Source organism: Stenotrophomonas sp. STEN009 (assembly GCF_056760395.1).
On the sequence record NZ_JBRRES010000004.1, the window covers coordinates 59,465 to 78,441 of the forward strand.

Annotated in this window: 20 protein-coding genes and 1 pseudogene; 11 read left to right on the plus strand and 10 right to left on the minus strand. The window is 67.6% G+C overall.

Annotation, left to right across the window (positions count from 1 at the left end; all coding sequences use genetic code 11):
* Positions 1–153 precede the first annotated feature (153 nt).
* Positions 154–3,105 carry a bifunctional diguanylate cyclase/phosphodiesterase gene (locus tag ACVOMM_RS03020; RefSeq protein WP_231108686.1) on the plus strand — a complete coding sequence of 984 codons (2,952 nt, stop codon included), beginning with the start codon at positions 154–156 and terminating at the stop codon, positions 3,103–3,105.
* Positions 3,106–3,171: 66 nt separating this feature from the next.
* On the opposite strand, the gene ACVOMM_RS03025 is transcribed toward ACVOMM_RS03020, so the two are convergent.
* Positions 3,172–4,053 carry a LysR family transcriptional regulator gene (locus ACVOMM_RS03025; protein ID WP_065182533.1) on the minus strand — a complete coding sequence of 294 codons (882 nt, stop codon included), beginning with the start codon at positions 4,051–4,053 and terminating at the stop codon, positions 3,172–3,174.
* A 94-nt stretch (positions 4,054–4,147) separates the two neighbouring features.
* Here ACVOMM_RS03025 and ACVOMM_RS03030 point away from each other — a divergent pair, with 94 nt between their 5' ends.
* The 3 genes from ACVOMM_RS03030 (at position 4,148) to ACVOMM_RS03040 (ending at position 7,139) form a co-directional block, all read left to right on the plus strand.
* A complete protein-coding gene (locus ACVOMM_RS03030; RefSeq protein WP_164151003.1) occupies positions 4,148–4,558 on the plus strand; it encodes a DoxX family protein in 411 nt (136 codons plus the stop codon).
* A 31-nt stretch (positions 4,559–4,589) separates the two neighbouring features.
* Positions 4,590–5,378, plus strand: a complete 789-nt coding sequence (locus ACVOMM_RS03035; RefSeq protein ID WP_481525868.1) for a dioxygenase family protein — start codon at positions 4,590–4,592, stop codon at positions 5,376–5,378.
* Between the two features lie 117 nt (positions 5,379–5,495).
* Positions 5,496–7,139: a Na+/H+ antiporter gene (locus ACVOMM_RS03040; RefSeq protein WP_053520275.1), complete on the plus strand. Its 1,644-nt coding sequence runs from the start codon at positions 5,496–5,498 to the stop codon at positions 7,137–7,139.
* Between the two features lie 62 nt (positions 7,140–7,201).
* Here the strand turns inward: ACVOMM_RS03040 and ACVOMM_RS03045 are convergent, their stop codons facing one another.
* On the minus strand, positions 7,202–7,450 hold the full coding sequence (locus ACVOMM_RS03045; protein WP_053520274.1) for a DUF3297 family protein: 249 nt from the start codon (positions 7,448–7,450) through the stop codon (positions 7,202–7,204).
* Between the two features lie 89 nt (positions 7,451–7,539).
* Between ACVOMM_RS03045 and ACVOMM_RS03050 the strand changes: the two genes are divergently transcribed.
* Positions 7,540–8,082: a DUF6630 family protein gene (locus ACVOMM_RS03050; protein ID WP_053520273.1), complete on the plus strand. Its 543-nt coding sequence runs from the start codon at positions 7,540–7,542 to the stop codon at positions 8,080–8,082.
* A 46-nt stretch (positions 8,083–8,128) separates the two neighbouring features.
* Here ACVOMM_RS03050 and ACVOMM_RS03055 read toward each other — a convergent pair whose 3' ends face one another.
* The 5 genes from ACVOMM_RS03055 to msrB all read right to left on the minus strand — a co-directional run bounded on the left by ACVOMM_RS03055 (position 8,129) and on the right by msrB (position 11,404).
* Positions 8,129–8,404, minus strand: coding sequence for a DUF4031 domain-containing protein (locus ACVOMM_RS03055; RefSeq protein ID WP_111186594.1), 276 nt, complete (start codon positions 8,402–8,404; stop codon positions 8,129–8,131).
* 13 nt (positions 8,405–8,417) lie between these two features.
* Entirely contained in the window at positions 8,418–8,921 is a 504-nt protein-coding gene (locus ACVOMM_RS03060; RefSeq protein ID WP_065175386.1) for a hypothetical protein, read from the minus strand.
* 126 nt (positions 8,922–9,047) lie between these two features.
* The gene (motB, locus tag ACVOMM_RS03065; RefSeq protein WP_053518234.1) at positions 9,048–9,986 is read right to left on the minus strand and encodes a flagellar motor protein MotB; all 939 of its coding nucleotides are present in this window, start codon (positions 9,984–9,986) and stop codon (positions 9,048–9,050) included.
* A 3-nt stretch (positions 9,987–9,989) separates the two neighbouring features.
* Positions 9,990–10,844, minus strand: a complete 855-nt coding sequence (motA, locus tag ACVOMM_RS03070; protein ID WP_053518236.1) for a flagellar motor stator protein MotA — start codon at positions 10,842–10,844, stop codon at positions 9,990–9,992.
* Between the two features lie 92 nt (positions 10,845–10,936).
* Positions 10,937–11,404 (minus strand): peptide-methionine (R)-S-oxide reductase MsrB, encoded by a 468-nt coding sequence (msrB, locus tag ACVOMM_RS03075; RefSeq protein WP_053518238.1) that lies wholly within the window; start codon positions 11,402–11,404, stop codon positions 10,937–10,939.
* Positions 11,405–11,544: 140 nt separating this feature from the next.
* Between msrB and ACVOMM_RS03080 the strand changes: the two genes are divergently transcribed.
* Positions 11,545–11,919 (plus strand): classical arabinogalactan protein 4, encoded by a 375-nt coding sequence (locus tag ACVOMM_RS03080; RefSeq protein WP_481525869.1) that lies wholly within the window; start codon positions 11,545–11,547, stop codon positions 11,917–11,919.
* A 140-nt stretch (positions 11,920–12,059) separates the two neighbouring features.
* Positions 12,060–12,266, plus strand: coding sequence for a lana protein (locus tag ACVOMM_RS03085; protein WP_481525870.1), 207 nt, complete (start codon positions 12,060–12,062; stop codon positions 12,264–12,266).
* Positions 12,267–12,311: 45 nt separating this feature from the next.
* Here the strand turns inward: ACVOMM_RS03085 and ACVOMM_RS03090 are convergent, their stop codons facing one another.
* Complete coding sequence (locus tag ACVOMM_RS03090) at positions 12,312–12,791, minus strand: winged helix-turn-helix transcriptional regulator (protein ID WP_053518243.1); 480 nt, start codon at positions 12,789–12,791, stop codon at positions 12,312–12,314.
* Positions 12,792–12,940: 149 nt separating this feature from the next.
* Here ACVOMM_RS03090 and ACVOMM_RS03095 point away from each other — a divergent pair, with 149 nt between their 5' ends.
* Positions 12,941–14,245 carry a D-amino acid dehydrogenase gene (locus tag ACVOMM_RS03095; RefSeq protein WP_053518245.1) on the plus strand — a complete coding sequence of 435 codons (1,305 nt, stop codon included), beginning with the start codon at positions 12,941–12,943 and terminating at the stop codon, positions 14,243–14,245.
* Positions 14,224–15,285: pseudogene (gene alr / locus ACVOMM_RS03100) on the plus strand (alanine racemase); the annotation flags it as partial. The gene ACVOMM_RS03095 and the pseudogene alr, both read left to right, overlap by 22 nt.
* Before the next feature lie 113 nt (positions 15,286–15,398).
* On the opposite strand, the gene ACVOMM_RS03105 reads toward alr, so the two are convergent.
* Positions 15,399–15,965: a DUF3016 domain-containing protein gene (locus ACVOMM_RS03105; RefSeq protein ID WP_481525871.1), complete on the minus strand. Its 567-nt coding sequence runs from the start codon at positions 15,963–15,965 to the stop codon at positions 15,399–15,401.
* A 248-nt stretch (positions 15,966–16,213) separates the two neighbouring features.
* Here ACVOMM_RS03105 and ACVOMM_RS03110 point away from each other — a divergent pair, with 248 nt between their 5' ends.
* A complete protein-coding gene (locus ACVOMM_RS03110) occupies positions 16,214–18,199 on the plus strand; it encodes a hybrid sensor histidine kinase/response regulator (RefSeq protein WP_065175384.1) in 1,986 nt (661 codons plus the stop codon).
* Between the two features lie 44 nt (positions 18,200–18,243).
* Positions 18,244–18,537 (plus strand): DUF3247 family protein, encoded by a 294-nt coding sequence (locus tag ACVOMM_RS03115; protein ID WP_053518253.1) that lies wholly within the window; start codon positions 18,244–18,246, stop codon positions 18,535–18,537.
* A 73-nt stretch (positions 18,538–18,610) separates the two neighbouring features.
* On the opposite strand, the gene ACVOMM_RS03120 is transcribed toward ACVOMM_RS03115, so the two are convergent.
* Complete coding sequence (locus tag ACVOMM_RS03120; RefSeq protein WP_053518254.1) at positions 18,611–18,874, minus strand: hypothetical protein; 264 nt, start codon at positions 18,872–18,874, stop codon at positions 18,611–18,613.
* Positions 18,875–18,977 lie beyond the last annotated feature (103 nt).

The following is an 18,977-nucleotide window of genomic DNA, read 5'->3' on the forward strand; positions in this document are numbered from 1 at the left end:
ATGCTGCATGCCGGACCCCTGCGCGGACGCAGGGCGGTGATCCGGCGTGGCGGGCCCGGCGGTCAAGAATGGCAGTCGCCGGCCGCTGAGGTCGGGGATGTGGAGGAATCGTTCGCGCATGAAGCCAGCCGACTGGACAGGGAACACCCACCGATGCCCGCGCTGAAACGCGCGTTGGCCCGGCCACTGCGCGCCATCACCTGGGGCGGGGTGGTGCTGGGCGTGCTGCTGGTGGCCGGTCTGGCGATGATGCTGGTCAATGACCACCATCGGCGGTTGGAAGCGGCGCAGCGGCAGAGCCGGGCACTGGCGGTCGGCAGCGAGCGCCTGCTGGCATTGCAGCTGCGCAATCTGGAGCGGGCGATGGGCGGCATTTCCGCCGACGCCGCCGAGCTGTTCCGGAGCGTGCCGGCACAGGCACCGCGGCTGCTCGATGCGGCCGTGGCCGGCGTGCTGCAACGGCACGCCGAGCTGCACAGCATCGTGGTGCTCGACAGCTACGGACGTGCGCTGACCGCGGGCCAGGGCGACCTGCAGCTGCCCCTGTGGACCGATCCGCAACGGCGCGGCCCTGGCAGTGCGCTGTACATCGGGCCGCCGCAGCGGGGCAGCGATGATGGCTGGGTGGTGCCGCTGGCGCTGCCGCTGGACGACGACCGCTGGCTGCTGGCGCGCCTGCGCTGCGGCGAACTGCAGCGCATCATCGGCGGGCTGGACGTGGGCCCGAACGGCCTGGTGTCGATCAGTGATGCCGAAGGCTACATGTTGGCGCGCGTGCCCGATCCGCATGGCACGGTCGGACACCGCTACGAGCTGCCCGGGCGCGATCTGCTCGGCAGGCAGGCGGTGATCGAACTGGGGAACATGCCCGGCGTGGTCGACGGCGTGCCGCGCATCACCACCATCAGTACGCTGGAACGCAACCCGCTGGCGGTGCAGGTGGGCCTGGCCGAAAAGGACGTGCTGGCGCCGTGGTGGCCCTACCTGCAGGCATCGGTGGCCATCGTGCTGGTCTATGTGGCCGTGCTGCTGGTGCTGTTGTTCGCCGTCCGGCGAACGATCCGCCGGCAGCAATCGATGGCCGAGGAACTGCAGGCCGGCAATGCGGAACTGCGGCTGGCCCATCAGGTCGGGCGGGTCTGCACCTGGTATGTCGATGAGGACGCTGCACTGCTGCGCTGGTCACCGCTGGCACGCGAGATCTTCGGCGTACAGACCGACGCGCTGCCGGTGGCCGATTTCTTTGCCCGGGTGCACCGCGATGATGCCGCACGGCTGCAGAAGGCGTTTGACCAGGCATTTGCCGGCAACGCGGTGATGGATGAGGTATTCCGCCTGGTGCTGCCGGGGGGTGCGGTGCGCTGGGTCGGCGCGCGGGGCCAGCGCGTGCCGGTGGCCGATCGCCAGCGGCGCATGATCGGCGCGCTCACCGATCTCAGCGAGCGGTATCAGGCCCGTGAACAGATGAACCAGGTCGAACGGCGCTTCCGCCTGCTGTTCGACCGCAATCCTGCGCCGTTCTGGGTGTTCGATCCGGACACGCTGCGCTTCATCGAGGTCAACGATGCGGCCGTGCGGCAGTACGGCTACAGCCGTGAGGAATTCCTCACCATGAGCATCCTCGACATCCGGCCGCGGGAAGGGTGGGACGAGGTCAAGGGAGCCATCGCGCGGGCACGCGTGGGCGACCTTCCCGATGCTGCCGTGCGCCTGCACCGGCGCAAGGATGGCAGTGTGTTCGAAGTGCGCGCGCATTTGTCCCGGCTGGATTTCGATGGCCAGCCGGCCTGCCTGGTACTGGCCGAGGATGTCAGCGAGCGGATGGCCTATGAGCGCGACCTGGCTTACCAGGCGCGGCACAACCCGGCGACCGGGCTGCTCAACGTGCGCGCGCTGACCGAGCAGCTGGATGCCCAGGCGGAGGGCTATACCATCGCCTTCGTGCAGCTGCGTGGCCTGCAGCTGGTGGCCGACACGCTGGGCCGGGAGATCGGCGATGCGGTGCTGCAGTCGATGGCCTCGCGCCTGGCTGTGCTGGCGGCACGTTACGGCGCGCTGGCCTTCCAGCCGGCGGAAGATTTCGTGTTCGCCATCGGCGCCGCGCATGACACCCGGCGCGTACTCGACGATCTGCTGCAGATCGTGTCGGCACCAATGCGTGGCAAGGATTCGCTGCACCAGTTCGAGCCGCGCATCGGCGTGGCGGTTCACACGGCAGATGATGGCCACAGCGCCGAGCAGGTGATCGGCATGGCGGCACAGGCGGCGCACGCCGCGCGCGCCGAAGGGGATGTGGTGGCCTGGTTCGACGCTGCGGTGACCACGCGCCTGGCTGATCGCCTGCGCCTGGCCGGGCGCATCCATGCGGCGATCGACAGCGAGTTCCAGCTGTACTTCCAGCCGATCCGGCACGCCAGCGACGGCAGTCCGGCGGCACTGGAGGCATTGCTGCGCTGGCCGCAGGCCGATGGCAGCTTCATTCCTCCCAACGAGTTCATCCAGCTGTGCGAGGACACCGGTCTGATCCTGGCCCTGGGGCGCTGGGTGATCCGTGCGGCGGCCCAGGCGCAGCGGCGCCTGGTGGAGGCGGGTTGGGGCGATCTGCCGATCGCGGTGAACGTGTCGGCCGTGCAGTTCTTCAACAGCGACCTGGTGGCCGAGTTCACCCGTGCCCAGCAGGACTTCGGCCTGGCCCGCGGCGCGCTGCATGTGGAGCTGACCGAGAGCAGCCTGATGCGCAAGCCGGCGCAGGCGATGCAGACCATGCAGCGCCTGCACGAGCAGGGCATCTGCGTGTCGCTGGATGATTTCGGTACCGGCTACTCCAGCATGTCCTACCTGCAGCACCTGCCGCTGGACATCCTCAAGATCGACCGCAGCTTCGTCGCCGACGTGGAGACCAATCCGCGCAACGCATCGATCTGCAGGGCGCTGCTGTCGCTGGGCCACAGCATGGGCCTGACCATCATTGCCGAGGGCGTGGAAACGCCGGGGCAGCTCGACTGGCTGGCCGCGCACGGTTGCGACCAGGTGCAGGGCTACCTGCTGGGACGTCCGGCCCCTCTGGAGCGGATCATCGGCATGCTGGACGAGGTCGCTGTCTAGCCCATGTTGCGGCTCGCCGGGCACGGCCTTGCGCCCGCGTGTCACGGGTGTTGTCCGGTGGCGCGGTCAGATCCCGGCCTCCACCAGGTAATCGATGAAGCTGCGTACCTTCGGCGCCAGGTGGCTGCGACTGGTGTAGACGGCGAAGATGCCGATCGGCGCCGCTTCCCAGTCCGGCAGGATGCGCACCAGGCGGCCGTCGGCCAGCGCCTCCTGGAGCAGGAAATCCGGTTGCAGGATCACGCCCATGCCAGCAATGGCCGCCTCGCGCAGCACGTCGCCGTTGTTGGCGCGCAGCACGCTGTTCACCGTGACCTGGACGTCGCCTCCGGGGCCGTGCAGTGGCCACTGGTCGCCGCCGGCCCAGTAGCTGTAGCCCAGGCATGCGTGATCCTGCAGTGCCTGCGGCGTGGCCGGCGTGCCGTGCGCAGCCAGGTAGGAGGGGGCCGCGCACAGGCTGATCCGCGATTCGCCCAGGCGACGCGCGATCAACGTGGGCCCGGGCTCGCGGGTGATGCGGATGGCCACGTCGTAGCCTTCTTCGACCATGTCCACCAGGCGGTCGGACAGGGCCAGGTCCAGTTCCACCTGCGGGAACCGCTCGCGGAAGCCGGCCAGCAGCGGGCCGAGACGGGCGATGCCCCAGCTGACCGGCGCATTGATGCGCAGCAGGCCGGACGGTTCCAGTGCCTGTGCGCCGATGCTGGCCTCCAGTGCGTCGAACTCCGCCAGCAGGCGCACGCACTGCGCGTAGTACGCGGCGCCGGCACTGGTGGGGCTGACCCGGCGGGTGGTGCGGTGGAGCAGCCGCGTCGACAGGCGCTTCTCCAGCGCCGCAACCTGCCGGGTGACGCCGGCGGTGGACAGATCCAGTGCCTGGGCGGCCGCACTGAAGCCGTTGCGCTCGACCACGGCCACGAACACACGCATGGCGTCCAGAGTGTCCATTGTTGCGCCTTATGAAATAAATACGGTCGAATCATCGTATTTATTGGCATGGGTCGGCGCAATAAGCTGTGCTTCTTCCCTTCGAGGCCCCGCCATGACGACCTCTGTTGCTTCCGCTCCGCCCCTGGCGCCCTATGGCGCGACGCTGCTGCGCCTGGCCCTGGGCGTCCTGTTCCTGGTCCACGCGTTGACCAAGCTGCTGGTGTTCACCCCGGCCGGTACCGCGGCGTTCTTCGAGTCGCTCGGTTTGCCGGGTGTGCTGGGTTACCTCACCCTCGCGGCAGAACTGGTGATTTCCGCAGCCCTGCTGCTCGGTGTCTACGCGCGCTGGTTCGGGCTGGCCGGCGTGCCCCTGTTGCTGGGCACCATCGTCACCGTGCACGGCGCGAACGGCTTCGGCTTTGCCAATGCTGGCGGTGGCTGGGAGTACCCGGCCTTCTGGGCGCTGGCGCTGGTGGTGCTGTTCCTGGTCGGTGACGGTCGCTGGACCCTGCGTTCGCGTTGAGCGCTGGCTGATACTGCAAACGGAGAATTCCATGTCCCGCCTGCCTTCGCTGTACATCTCGCACGGCTCCCCGATGACTGCGCTGCAGCCGGGCGAGGTGGGCGTGCGCCTGGCCGAACTGGCCCGCGACCTGCCCACGCCGCGCGCCATCGTCATCGCCTCGGCCCACTGGCTGGGGCGGCAGCCGTTGGTCGGCGCCCACCCACAACCGCCGACCGTCCATGACTTCGGCGGCTTCCCGCGCGCGCTGTTTGAACTGCAGTACCCGGCACCGGGCGATCCGGCGCTGGCCGAAGACATTGCCGGGCGCATCGCCGCGGCAGGCCTGCCGGTGGCCATCGATACCCAGCGTGGTCTCGACCACGGCGCCTGGGTGCCGCTGCGCCTGCTGCGTCCGCAGGCCGACATTCCCGTGGTGCCGGTATCGATCCAGCCCTTGCTGGGGCCTGCGCACCAGTTTGCGCTGGGCCGCGCGCTGGCACCTCTGCGCGAACAGGGCGTGCTGCTGGTCGGCTCGGGCAGCATCACCCACAACCTGCACGACTGGGGCGACTACCAGGACGGCAAGGAAGCGCCCTATGTGCGGCCGTTCATCGAGTGGGTGGAGCAGCGGCTGGCGGCCGATGACCGCCCGGCGCTGTTGGACTACCGCCGGCAGGCACCGTTCGCCGAACGCGCCCATCCCACCGATGAACACCTGTTGCCGCTGTTCTTCGCGATGGGTGCGGCCGGTGACCACCGCTTCGGCGCACGTCGCATCGATGCCGGCGTCGATGGCGGCTTCCTGGCGATGGACATCTACCGCTTCGACGGGGCATGAGCCTGTGCTGACGCAGCGTCGCCGCGGTTGTCGCAGCCGTGGTCGCCTGTGGTAGTTTTTTCCGGGTTTCCGGCGCTGGCTTCATGCCCCCCCCGCGCGCCGCTTCCTGGAAGAAGCATGCATACCATTGAAGTCGTGCTGGCGATGCTGGTGGCGGTCGTCGCCAGCGGATACCTCGTCCGCGTCCTGCCGTTCTCACTGCCGCTGCCACTGGTGCAGATCGGTCTGGGCGCGGTCATTGCCGGCGTGTTCAACCGCGGCCATGCGCTGGAGCCGGAAGTGTTCTTCCTGCTGTTCCTGCCGCCCCTGCTGTTCCTTGACGGCTGGCGCATCCCCAAGCAGGGCCTGTTCCGCGACAAGGGCGCGATTCTCGAGCTGGCGTTCGGCCTGGTGGTGTTCACCGTCATCGGCGCCGGCCTGCTGATCCACTGGATGATCCCGGTGATGCCGCTGGCGGTGTGCTTCGCGCTGGCGGCGATTGTTTCGCCGACCGATCCGGTGGCCGTTGGAGCGATCGCCTCCAAGGCCCCCATTCCCAAGCGGCTGATGCACATCCTCGAGGGCGAATCACTGCTCAACGACGCCTCCGGTCTGGTCTGCTTCCGCTTCGCGGTGGCGGCGGTGATGACCGGTACCTTCTCGCTGGCCACCGCTTCGCTGACCTTCCTGTGGGTGGCGGTGGCGGGCCTGGCGGTGGGCGTGGCGGTGACGCTGGGCGTGTCGACCTTCCAGCGTTGGTTGTGGCGCCGTTTCGGTGAAGAGCCGGGTGCGGCGATGCTGGTCAACCTGCTGATCCCGTTCGCGGCCTACCTGCTGGCCGAAGAGATCAATGCCTCGGGCATCCTCGCGGCGGTCGCGGCCGGCATCTCGATGAGCTACGTGGAAATGACCGGCCGTGTTTCCGGCAGCATGCGCGTGCAGCGCGCGGGCGTGTGGAATATGCTGCAGTTCAGCTTCAACGGCATCATGTTCGTGCTGCTGGGCGAGCAGTTGCCGGGCATCGTCGAGCGTGCAACCACCACGATGAACGAGACCGGTCACCAGAGCGCGTGGTGGCTGCTGGTGTACGTGCTGGTGATCAATGCCAGCCTGATCGCCCTGCGCCTGCTGTGGGTGTGGCTGTCACTGCGCTGGAACCTGCTGCGTGCGCGTCGGCGTGGCCTGGAGCGGGGCGAGGCGCCGAACTGGCGCATCGTGGTGGCCACCTCGGTGGCAGGCGTGCGCGGTGCGATCACCCTGGCCGGCGTGCTGACGCTGCCACTGTTCCTGCCCGATGGCAGCCCGTTCCCCGCACGCGACCTGGTGATCTTCCTGGCTGCAGCGGTGATCCTGTTCTCGCTGGTCGGCGCCAGCGTGGCGCTGCCGCAGCTGCTGAAGGGCCTGCAGTTGCCGGCCGACTCCGGTGAGCGCAAGGAAGAGGATCTGGCCCGCCGGTTGTCCTCGAAGGCGGCGCTGGCCGGGGTGGAGCGCAAGCGGCAGCAGCTGGTGCTGAACCAGAACACCGAGAACGTGCAGTTGTACAACGACGCGGCCTCGCGGGTCAGCCTGCTGTATCAGCGGCACCTGGATCGCGAGAACCCGGACGTGGATCCGGAGAAGGTGAAGCGGATGGAGGAGGGCTATCGCCAGTTGCGCAGCGCCGGCCTCACTGCCGAGCGCGAGGAACTGTTCCGCCTCACCCGGCGCGGAGTGATCTCCGACGAGATCTCGAGGCGCCTGATCCGCAACCTGGATCTGCTGGAGTCGCGCAAGCGCGAGTGACCGGCCCTGTGCATCGGGGTCGGATCCCTTTCCCGCGGAAAGGGATCTGACCCCGGGCTCCGTCAGGCCGGCTTCTGGTCGAGGAAGTAGGCCTCGACCTTGCCTTTGACCTTGATCGTCATCGGGTTGCCGCGACGGTCACGGGCCTTGCCGGCCTGCACGCGGATCCAGCCTTCGCTGACCGAGTATTCCTCGACGTTGTCGCGCTCGACGTCGTTGAAGCGCACGCCGACGCCGCGCTCCAGCGCCTGCGCATCATGGAAGGGGCTGGCCGGATTGATCGCCAGGTGGTCGGGAGGGGTATCGCTCATCGCATCATTCACAGTGACGGCCACCAAGGCCGGCTTCAGCGATACAGGATAAACCGTAGAATGCCGGCCTGCCCCGAGGAGTTCCCGCCATGCCCGACAACAGCGACTACTTCGACTTCGAGGAGGACGTCCATGATTTCGATGAGGATGGCTTCGAAGCGCGGGTCTGGAACCTGCTGGTACTGATCAACCCGGGCGACGAGGAGCTGGCGCTGCAGCAGTTCAACCGCTGGCGCGAGCTGCTGGCCGAAGCCGGCGAACCGCTGGAGGCAGACGCCGATTGGCTGCCGCCACTGCTGTCCGCGATCGGTTGGCAATCCGGCTTCGAGGTGGAGCGGGATGACCTGGAAACGCTGATATCGGCGGTGAACGAGCTGTCCGCGCGCTTCAACCTGCAGCTTGACTGGGGCGGCGACCTGGACGATGAGGATTTCACCGAAGACCTGGATGGCGTGCAGCTGATGTCCACCGCCTTCGACCGCCTGCGCGAGCACAACTACACGTTGTGGAGCGTGGATGCCGGCAGCGCGGGTTTCACCGGCTGGATGGCACTGACCCGTGACGACGACGCCATGCTGGCGCTGTGCTCGCTGCTGAACGTGGAAATCCGCCTGGGCAGCGACCCGTTCTGAGCGTCATCCCGGTTCGCCGGGCCATGCCCGGCGGGGGCGCTGCGGCCTACGGCCGGTACTGCGCCCGCGCGTTGGCGATCACCGCTTTCACCTGTGCGCGGTCCGTGTGCCGTGAAATCGCCACGGCACCCAGTGCGATCGCCTGTGCGCGCAGCTCGGTGGTGACGTCGTAGTGCGCGCCGCTGGCCTTGTTCTGGAAGGCCCGGCGGGGGATGCCGAGCTGCGCCGCCATGGCGTGCAGCTCGGCCAGGGTGTCGGCCATCAGATGCGCCCAGCGCTGGTCGCGCCAGGCATGCACTGCGTCATCGACGTAGACCGTCACCGCCGCGGCCGGATCAGGCCTGCGGCTTGCCGTCGGCGTCGGCGTCGGCGGCCGGAGCAGCCTCGGCGTCAGCGGTACCTTCGGCAGCGCTGGCTTCTTCGGCCACATCGCCTTCAGCGGTCTCGCCCTCTGCTTCCACGCCTTCGAACTCGGCGACCAGCGCGTCCAGGTACTCGTCGGCGGTCTGGCCCGCTTCGGCGGCCAGGGTATCCAGCAGCTTCTGCAGCAGTTCGGAATACTCCAGGCTGACCTTGCGGCCTTCCTTCTCCTGCACGTTGGCCAGGTGCTTGAGCATGGCCAGCATCGGCACCGGGTTCTCGGCATTGCCCATGGTCTGACCGCCGATGGCCAGCAGCCACTCGCGACCCTGCAGGCCGATGGCGGCGACCACCTGGCCGTCCTCGCTGGTCAGCACGGCGTGGTTCTGCACCTGCTGCTGGGCGTTCAGACGGAGGAACGGGCGCTTGGCCTGCTGCTTCTTGCGCTGGTCGCGCTTGGCCTTGGAAGACTTGGACATCGGGGGTGTCACCTGAAAACGGAAAGACCCCCATTGTACCGGGTGCGCCGGGCCATGCCCCTGGTGGGTGCGGACCTTGGTCCGCATGTTTTCCCGGATGTGCGGACCAAGGTCCGCACCCACCGTCTACTTTGCCTCACCCTGCGCCGCCTGTACGTCCGCGTCGATGACCGGCGCCGACAGACCCACCTGTGGACCGGCGCCGGCCAGCGCGGCCTGCTCGGCGGCGCGGGTCATCACCACGATGCTGATGCGGCGGTTGATCGGGTTCTGCGGGTCTGCCCGGTCGAACAGCACCGAGGAGGACAGGCCGACCACGCGGGTGATCTTGCTGTCCTCCAGTCCGCCATCGATCAGGGCGCGGCGGGCCGCATTGGCGCGGTCGGCGCTCAGTTCCCAGTTGCCGTAGCCGCGGGCGGCGGTGTAGGCGGTGATGTCGGTGTGGCCGGTCAGGCTGATCCGGTTCGGCACGTGGTTCAGGTACTCGGCCAGCTCATGCAGGATCTGCTGCGTGTACGGCTTGAGCGTGGCACTGCCGAGGTCGAACATGGGCCGGTTCTGCTTGTCCACGATCTGGATGCGCAGGCCTTCCGGGGTCAGGTCCAGCAGCAGCTGGTCCTTGAACGGCTCCAGCGCCTGGCTGCGGCTGATCGCTTCCTGCAGTTCCTTCATCAGCTGTTCCAGCTGCTGCTTGTCGCGCTGCTGCTGGTCCACCGGGTGCGGCACGGCTTCCTGCTGGTTCTGGAAGGGATCGTTGCTGCTGCCACGCGAGATGTCGGTGGCGCCGCCGAGCTTGATCATCGACGTGCTGGCACCGCCCGGCCCGGCCATGCCCGGGGCCGGCGTGGCGCTCTGGCCACTGAGCGGGCTGGGGTTGCGGAAATACTCGGAAATGGCCGCACGATCGTTCTTGCTGGTGGTGGCCATCAGCCACAGCACCAGGAAGAAGGCCATCATCGCGGTCACGAAGTCGGCATAGGCCACCTTCCACGAGCCGCCATGGTGGGCGGCATGGCCGGCCTTCCTGACCTTGCGGACGATGACGGTGGGTTTGCTCTCGGCCATGGCTTACTTGACCGTCTTCAGGTGCTGCTCGAAATCGGAGAAGGCCGGGCGCACGTTCGACGGCAACGTCTTGCGGGCGAATTCCAGCGCGATCTTCGGGTTGTAACCGCGCAGGCAGGCCAGCAGTGCGGTCTTCACCGATTCGTAGATGCGGCTGTCCTGCTCGGCACGTGCTTCCATCGCCGCTGCCATCGGGCCGACGAACCCGTAACCGAGCAGGATGCCCAGGAAGGTGCCGACCAGCGCACCGGCGACATGGCCGCCGACCTCGACGATGTCGCCGCCGATCGAGCCCATGGTGATGACGATGCCCAGCACCGCCGCGACGATGCCGAAACCGGGCAATCCGTCGGCCACCTTGGTCAGCACCTGCGACGGGGCCATCGCTTCGGCGTGGTGCTTTTCCAGCTCCAGTTCGAGCAGCGGCTCCAGTTCATGCGGCTCGATGTTGCTGCCGATCATCAGGCGCAGGCAGTCGGTGATGAAATCGATCAGGTGGTGGTCGGCCTGCACCTTCGGATAGTTGCCGAACACGGCGCTCTCGGCCGGGCGTTCGACGTGGTCCTCCAGCGCCATGAAGCCTTCCCGGCGCGCCTTGTTGAGCAGTTCGTAGAGCAGGCTGAGGACGTCGATGTAGTCCTGCTGCTTGTAGCGCGGGCCCTTGAACACGCCGACGATGGCCTGCAGCGTCTGCTTGACCGTCTTGGCCGGGGTGCCGACCAGGAACGCACCCAGCGCGGCACCGCCGATGATGACCAGTTCGTAGGGCTGCCAGAGAGCCCCCAGGCGGCCGTGGGCACCGAGGTAGCCCCCGATCACGCTGATGATGACGACCAGGAATCCAACGATGATGAGCATGGGGCAACGCAGGGAGGGGGGATATCTCCTTGTCGGCCCACCCTGCGGATTTCTGAAGAGGGAATTCTGTGAAACCGGTCGGCGGGGGTGTTTCAGCCCGCCACGCCGCTTTCCGCACCGCCACGCTGCAACGGGTTGGGCCAGGCCTCGCCGTTGCCGGCAAACGAAAGTGAGACGGAGTTCAGGCAGTGGCGCTCATGGGTGGGCGGCGGCCCGTCCGGGAACACGTGGCCGAGGTGGCTGCCACAGCGGGCGCAGGTGATCTCGGTGCGGATCATGCCGTGGCTGGTATCGCGGATCTCACGCACGTGTGCCGCGTCGTAGGGGGCGAAGAAGCTCGGCCAACCGGTGCCGGAATCGAACTTGGTGCTGGAGCGGAACAGGGGCAGCCCACACAGCCGGCAGCAGTAGACACCCTCACGCTTGTTGTCCAGGAACACGCCACAGAACGGTGCTTCGGTGCCGTGCTGCAGCAGCACGCGGCGTTCTTCGCTGCTGAGGCCGGCGACCAGGGTGTCGGTCTGGGAGGCGGTAGGGGGCGTCAGGTCGAAGGCACTCATGCTGGCTCTCCGTGGGGTCGATGGCCTGGGGATGCCTGCAGACGTGGGGGTGTGACCGCCGTCTTGCAAGTGTGAGCTGCGTTCATGGGCGGCACACGGGCGCGGGCGCATGGTGGGGAGGATTCCTGCTGGAGCGTGCCATGAAGACCCTTTCCGTCTGGGTGCTGTCGGCTCTGCTGCCCCTGTCGGCACAGGCCCAGGGGCCCACCACATCGCCGACCACCACCCGCAGCACCACCACCGTGGCGCCAGCGCCGGTGACGCCGCCCCCACAGCCGGCAAGACCGCAGCCGCAGGTCCTGCCGTCACCGCAGCCGACGCAGCCGATCAAGTCCACCGGCCCGGCGCAGGTGGTGCCGACGCCGGCGCCGAAGCTGCCGGACAAGGTCTATGACCGCAACGGGCGCATCGTTCCCGGCGTCAAGCCGGTCGGCCCGAACCGTGTGTTCGACTCCCGTACCGGCCGCTACTACGACAGTGTGCCGGCCGGCAGTGGCCAGCAGGTCAAGCCATAGGGCAGTCCGCCACCGCCCGCGGCGGGTGGTGACCGCGCCGGCTGAACGCCTGAAAACACACTGCTGCCGCTCACGGCTTTTTCGCCTGTGATTAACCGCCGCAGGACCACCGTGGCCCTGCGCCGGCATCCCGCCGTCGCGTGTCCTTCGTCCTTTGGATCGCGATCATGAAGAATCCGCAGAACCGTCATCCCGGCAAGGAAGCGCAGAGCCATAAACCGCAGCAGCAACAGCAGCAACAGCAGCAGCAACAGCAGCAGATGGACCCGCAGCGGCCGCAGAAGGGCGGCAAACAGCAGGAGACACGTCAGCAGCAGGGCTCGATGAAGCACCCGCAGCAGCGCTGACGCCCCTGGAACAGGGCCGGAACCCGCAGCGCGGGCTCTGGCCCTTCATTCCGGAATCGGCAGGCTGAGCGTCTCCTTGACCTCTTCCATGACGATGTAGCTCTTCGATTCGCGCACGTGCGGCAGGGTCAACAGGGTGCTGCCCAGCAGTTTGCGGTAGGAGGCCATCTCGCTGATCCGCGCCTTCAGCAGGTAGTCGAAGTCGCCGGACACCAGATGGCACTCGAGCACGTTCGGCAGCTTCAGCGCCGCACGCCGGAACTCCTCGAAGATGTCGCCGGACTTGTAGGCCAGGCTGATCTCCACGAACACCAGCAGGCTGGCTTTCAGCGCCGTGGGATCCAGGTGAGCGTGATAGCCGGTGATCACGCCCTCGCGCTCCAGCCGGCGCACGCGCTCGGTGCACGGGGTGGTCGACAGGCCCACGCGCTCGCCCAGCTCGGTAAAGGAAATGCGGCCTTCGGCCTGGAGGATGCGCAGGATCCTGCGGTCGATCTTGTCCAGTTCGCGGGGGCGGGCGGCCATGGGCGTCAACCTGGGGAAGTGAATCACGGGGAAACATCTTGCCCACAGCGTGAAAAACAGGCAAATCGCCTATGAATGGAAGAATATACTTCCCCGATTATGGCCCTGTCGTGCTCAAACGCAGGGAATGATCGGGTTGGAGAATTTCCATGCGAGTCCTAGTTCTCGGCAGCGGCGTGATCGGCACCACCAGTGCTTGGTACCTGCGACAGGCCGGGTTTGATGTCACGGTCGTCGACCGCCAGCCCGGCCCCGCGCTGGAGACCAGTTTCGCCAATGCCGGCCAGCTGTCATTCGGCTACACCTCGCCCTGGGCCGCGCCCGGCGTGCCGAAGAAGGCGATCGGCTGGCTGTTCGAGAAGCATGCACCGCTGGCGATCCGTCCCGGCATGGATCTGGCCCAGTACCGCTGGCTGTGGCAGATGCTGCGCAACTGCACCCACGAGCGCTATGCGATCAACAAGGCGCGCATGGTGCGCATGTCCGAGTACAGCCGCGATTGCCTGAACGAGCTGCGCGCGCAGATCGGCATCGAGTTCGAGGGGCGCGACCTGGGTACCACCCAGCTGTTCCGCACCCAGCAGCAGCTGGATGCCTCGGCACAGGACATCGAGATCCTGGCCCGCTATGGCGTGCCGTACGAAGTGCTGGATCGCGCCGGCATCATCGCCGCGGAACCGGCGCTGGCGCACGTTGATGGCCTGGTCGGTGCGCTGCGCCTGCCGCGTGACCAGACCGGCGACTGCCAGCTGTTCACCCGCCGCCTCGCGCAGATGTGCACCGATGCCGGTGTCGAGTTCCGCTTCGACCAGGACATCAGCGCCATCGAGTCGGATGGAGAGCGCATCACCGGCGTGCGCATCGCCGGCAAGCTGGAGACTGCCGACCGCTATGTGGTCGCGCTGGGCAGTTACTCGCCGGCGCTGGTCGCGCCGCTGGGCATGCGCCTGCCGGTGTACCCGCTGAAGGGGTATTCGTTGACCCTGCCGATCACCGATCCGGCCATGGCGCCGACCTCGACCATCCTCGATGAGAGCTACAAGGTTGCTGTAACCCGCTTCGACAACCGCATCCGTGTCGGTGGCATGGCCGAGGTGGCCGGTTTCGACCTGTCGCTGTCACCGCGTCGCCGCGAGACCCTGGAGCTGGTGGTTCGTGACCTTTACCCGAAGGGCGGGGACCTGTCGCGCGCGCAGTTCTGGACCGGCCTGCGCCCGGCCACGCCGGATGGCACGCCGGTGATCGGCGCCACGCCCTTCCGCAACCTGTATCTCAACACCGGTCACGGCACCCTGGGCTGGACCATGGCGTGTGGTTCAGGTCGCTACCTGGCCGACCTGATGAGTGCACGCCAGCCACAGATCAGCACTGAAGGCCTGGACATCTTCCGCTACGGCCAGTTCGGCCATGCCCCGCAACACGAGAGCCGCACATGCGTCCTGCCCGCGCGCTGATCGATCTGCACGCGCTGCGCAGCAACTACCGGCTCGCCCGCGAGCTGGGGGGCGGCAAGGCGCTGGCGATCATCAAGGCTGATGCCTATGGCCATGGCGCCGTGCGCTGCGCGCAGGCCCTGGAAGACGAGGCCGACGGCTTCGGGGTGGCGACCATCGAAGAGGCGCTGGAGCTGCGCAAGGCCGGTATCCGCGCGCCCATCCTGCTGTTGGAAGGCATTTTCGAAGCCAGCGAGATGGCGCTGGTGGCCGAGCATTCGCTGTGGTTCTCGGTCGGCTCGCCGTGGCAGCTGGAAGCGCTGGCTGCCTTCGACAGCCCGCATCCGTTGACGGTCTGGCTGAAGCTGGACAGCGGCATGCATCGCCTGGGTCTGGACGTGGAGACCTTCCGCGCCGCACACGCGCGCCTGCAGGCGATGCCGCAGGTGGAGCGGATCGTGCTGATGACCCATCTGGCGCGTGCCGATGAACTGGACAGCGAACGTACCCACGAGCAGGCCGCCACCTTCGCACGTGCAATCGAGGGCCTGCAGGGTGAGACCAGCGTGTGCAATTCGCCGGCCCTGCTGGGGTGGCCCGACGTGCGCAGCGACTGGGTGCGCACGGGGCTCATGCTGTACGGCGCCAACCCGATGCCGGACGACACGGATCTGACCGCGCGGCTGCGCCCGGTGATGACCATGCAGTCCAAGGTGATTGCCGAGCGCTGGATCGAAGCCGGTGAGCCGGTGGGATATGGCGCGCGCTTCGTGGCCAAGGCGCGTACACGCGTGGGCGTGGTGGCCCTGGGCTATGCCGACGGCTATCCCCAGTTCGCGCCGAACGGCACCCCGGTATTGATCGACGGCCAGCCTGGCGTGCTGATCGGTCGGGTTTCGATGGACATGCTGACGGTGGACCTGACCGCACATGCACAGGCCGGCGTTGGCAGTGTGGTGGAACTGTGGGGGCAGGCCCCGACGCTTTCGGAACTGGCGCCACGTTGGGGGGTGAGGGCCTACGAGCTGCCGTGCGCGGGCAAGCGGGGCGCCCGCGTCTACGGGGATTTAGGCGCCGGCGGGGGTGGCCGGGCGCTACCGGATGTCCAAAGCGCCATGCCCGGCGGGTGTCGGAAATGCACAGGTAGCGCCGGGCCATGCCCGGCGGGTGCCGGTCAACGCGCGGCGGTGGCCTGGGCGGTCAACTGCCGCTTCACCCAGTCATCGATCAGCCGCTTCTCGTAGCGCAGCGGATCGCTGTCGCTGCGCAGCCCGAGGGTGTGCAGGTAGCCGGTATCGGTCAGCTTGGCCTCGCCCTCGTCGACGATGCGGCCGCTGGCGTCCTTCAGCGTGTACTGCAGGGTGATGCGCGGCGGATAGATGTCGCGCATCACGCGTATGTCATTGGCGCGCGGGCCATGCCACGGTTCGTAGTCGCCCGCGCGCTTGATGTCGACCAGGGTGATGTCCAACGTCTGCCCGGCCTGCAGCGGCTTGGCGGCGCTGGTCTGCAGGTAGCGCGCCAGCTGCTGCACCCAGTCGCCGCGTTCGGCCTCGAAGCGGTTGTGGCTCTGGCGGATCTCGGTGAATGTCGCCGGATCGTTCCACTGCACGTTGACCGGGCCGTCGGCCTGCAGCGTGCGCGGCGCATCCGGGCTGGTGACGGTGCGCGGCGCGGCGTTCGCAGCACCCGCGGTAAGGGCCGCGGCCAGCAGCAGGGTGGCGGACAGAGAGCGGTTCATGGCGGTCTCCTGCGTCCCCGGAATGGGGGCGGATGTTGATCTCGCATCGAGTGTGATCCTGCCGGCGGGGCCCAGCAATGGCCGAATGCGTCAACAGCGTCGGCGGTTGTCGCCAATTCATGGTCGTCAACCATGACTGACGGCGCTTGACGCTGTGAATACGTCCTTTGGAAGATGCTGTGCCTCCATCCGGTACGCCCCAGACGCCCTTGTCCACACTGCCGCCCCTCGCGGAGCGCCCGCCCTTGATGGTTCCGGCGCCCGAACCCGACCTGCATCGCGGTGTGCTTGAACGCATCAACGCCGGCTTTTGTGTGATCCAGGTCATGTTCGACGCCGATCGCGCAGTGGATTACCGCTTCCTTGAGGTGAATGACGCTTTCGAGCGCCACACCGGTCTCAAGGACGCCCGCGGCAAGTGCATGAGCGCACTGGAACCGAACCACGAGAGCGACTGGTACCGCATCTACGGCGAGGTGGCGCGCAGCGGACGGCCGGCGCAGTTCGAGATGGAAGCACGGGCGCTGGGGCGCTCGTTCGCGGTGGACGCGGTCCGTGTGGGCCGCCCCGGCGAGGACAAGGTCGGCATCCTGTTCTTCGACATCACCGCACGCAAGCAGATGGAGCTGGAGCTGGGCGAGAGCGAGGCCCGGTTCAGCGCGTTGGCCGATGGCCTGCCGATGCCGGTCTGGGTGCTGGATGAGCGCGGACATGCGCGCTTCGTCAACAGCGCCTTCAGTGAGTTCTTTGGTGGCGACGAGACGCGTGTGCCGGAGGATGTCTGGCGCGGCCTGGTGCATCCGGATGATGCGTCGGTGTTCGAGTACGAACTGCAGGAAGCGTTGAAGGCGCAACGCTCCATGCATGCCCTCGTCCGCGCACGGCGTGCGGACGGACAGTGGCGATGGCTGGAAATGAACGCGCGTCCGCGATTCTCGCGGATGGGTCGATTCATCGGCCTGGCCGGCAGCAGTCCGGACGTGACCGAGCGCCGCGAGATCGAACTGGCCCGTGAAGAGCTGCTGCAGTCCGAGCGCGCCGCACGCAGTGCCGCCGAGAACATGGCGCGCCTGAAGGATGAATTCCTGGCGACCCTGTCGCACGAACTGCGCACGCCGCTGACCACCATCCTTGGCTGGAGCGAGCTTTTGCTGCAGCGTGTCGACAACACCAGCCCGCTGTACAAGGGGCTGGGCGTGATCGCCAACAGCGCCGGTGCACAGAAGCGGCTGATCTCGGACATGCTCGACCTCAGCAGCATGCTGCTGGGCAAGGTGCAGCTGGAAGTGGAAGTACTGGACCTGCGCGAACTGCTGGGCGAGGCGATCGGCGCGCAGGAGCTGGTGGCCGAGGGTAAGGCACTGGACGTGCAGTTGCGGCTGCCTGAGCAGCCCAGCCTGGTGCTGGGGGATGCGACGCGGTTGCAGCAGGTGTTCTGGAACCTGTTGTCGAACGCCATCAAGTTCACGCCGGCCGAGGGCCGCATCGAGATGCAGCTGCGGGCCGACGGCAAGCACTGGGAGATCACCGTGCGCGATACCGGTGATGGTATTGCTCCGGAGTTCCTCAATCATCTGTTCAGCCGCTTCCGGCAGGCCGACGGCACCACCACCCGCCGCCATGGTGGGCTCGGCCTGGGCCTGGCGATCGTGCAGCAGCTGGTCGAGCTTCACGGCGGCACGGTCACTGCGGCCAGCGAAGGCCATGGCCACGGTGCCACGTTCACCGTACGCCTGCCGCAGCATCTGCCCGATGCCGAGCGGCGGCCGCTGCGCGAGGTGATCAGCGGGCCGATTCTGGAGCCGGTGGTCGTCGAGCCCTATCCGCTGCGGGGCATGCACGTACTGGCCGTGGAAGACCAGCCGGAAGTGCTGGAGTACCTGCGGCGCATGCTGGAAGAGCAGGGCGCGACGGTGTCAGCTGCCAGTTCGGCCGGCGAAGCGTTGGCGCTGCTGGCCGATGCCGGCCACCTGCAGTACCACGTGATGCTGACCGACATCGGCATGCCGGGTATGGACGGTTATGGGTTGGTGCGCACCCTGCGCGAAGACATGGGCGTGGATGCGGCGACCCTGCCGGCGGTGGCCGTGACCGCGCTGGCGCGTGCGGATGACCGTCGGCGCGCGCTGGCCTCGGGCTTCCAGGAGCATGTGGCCAAGCCGTACTCGGTGGCCCAGCTGGTGGCTGCGGTGCGCAAGGTGCAGGTGCCGCGCGCCGACAGCGCGCTGCACTGAGCATTCACGGTGGATCGGCGACGCTGCATGCAGGAGGTTCTCCGATGTCCCGTATTGCTCCACGCATCCATACCGACCCGGCCCAGATCGCGCGCCTGGAGGCCCTGCTGCCGCAGCTCGACGGCGAAACGCAGGTCGAACTGACTCTGCTCGATGGCCGCCGCCTGCTGGGCACGGTCGCCGTGCGCCCAACGGTGCAGCAGTACCGCAACGACGCCGGCGATGAAGGCAGCAACGGCCAGCTGCGCCTGGACGACTACGACACGCCGGTGCAGCAGCATCACGTCTGGCTCGACGAGATCGCCAGCATCCGCCAGCTGCCACCCAGAACGACATGATCCGGCAGGGGGCCGGGCTCACGCCCGGCTGCGGTCCGCACGCCCGGGCCTCGGCTCGGGCGCGACTGGCACGTCAGTGCTCGAACACCGTCGGGGTTGCCTCGAACCGCCGGGCATAGGCGCGCTCCTCCGCCACCCGCGCCACCTCGTCGTCGGCCAGGTCCGGTGCGCCGTATACCGCGTATGCCACGCTGCCATCGGCGCCGTGGCCGACCTGGTGCAGCCGGTAGCGTGAATGTCCACCGCCGGTGTCCTCGGGGTAGTGAACGGGAGGATGGCTGCCTTCCAGGTCCATTTCGCTGTTGTCGACCACGCCACCGACGAACAAGGCACGCATGCGGATTCTCCTGCTGGAAGTCTCGGGGGACCTCTACCCTGAAGGGTCCGATGTTGCTGGGGCATCAATGCCCCGTTGAAGTTTCGCAAAGTGGCCTGCCGGG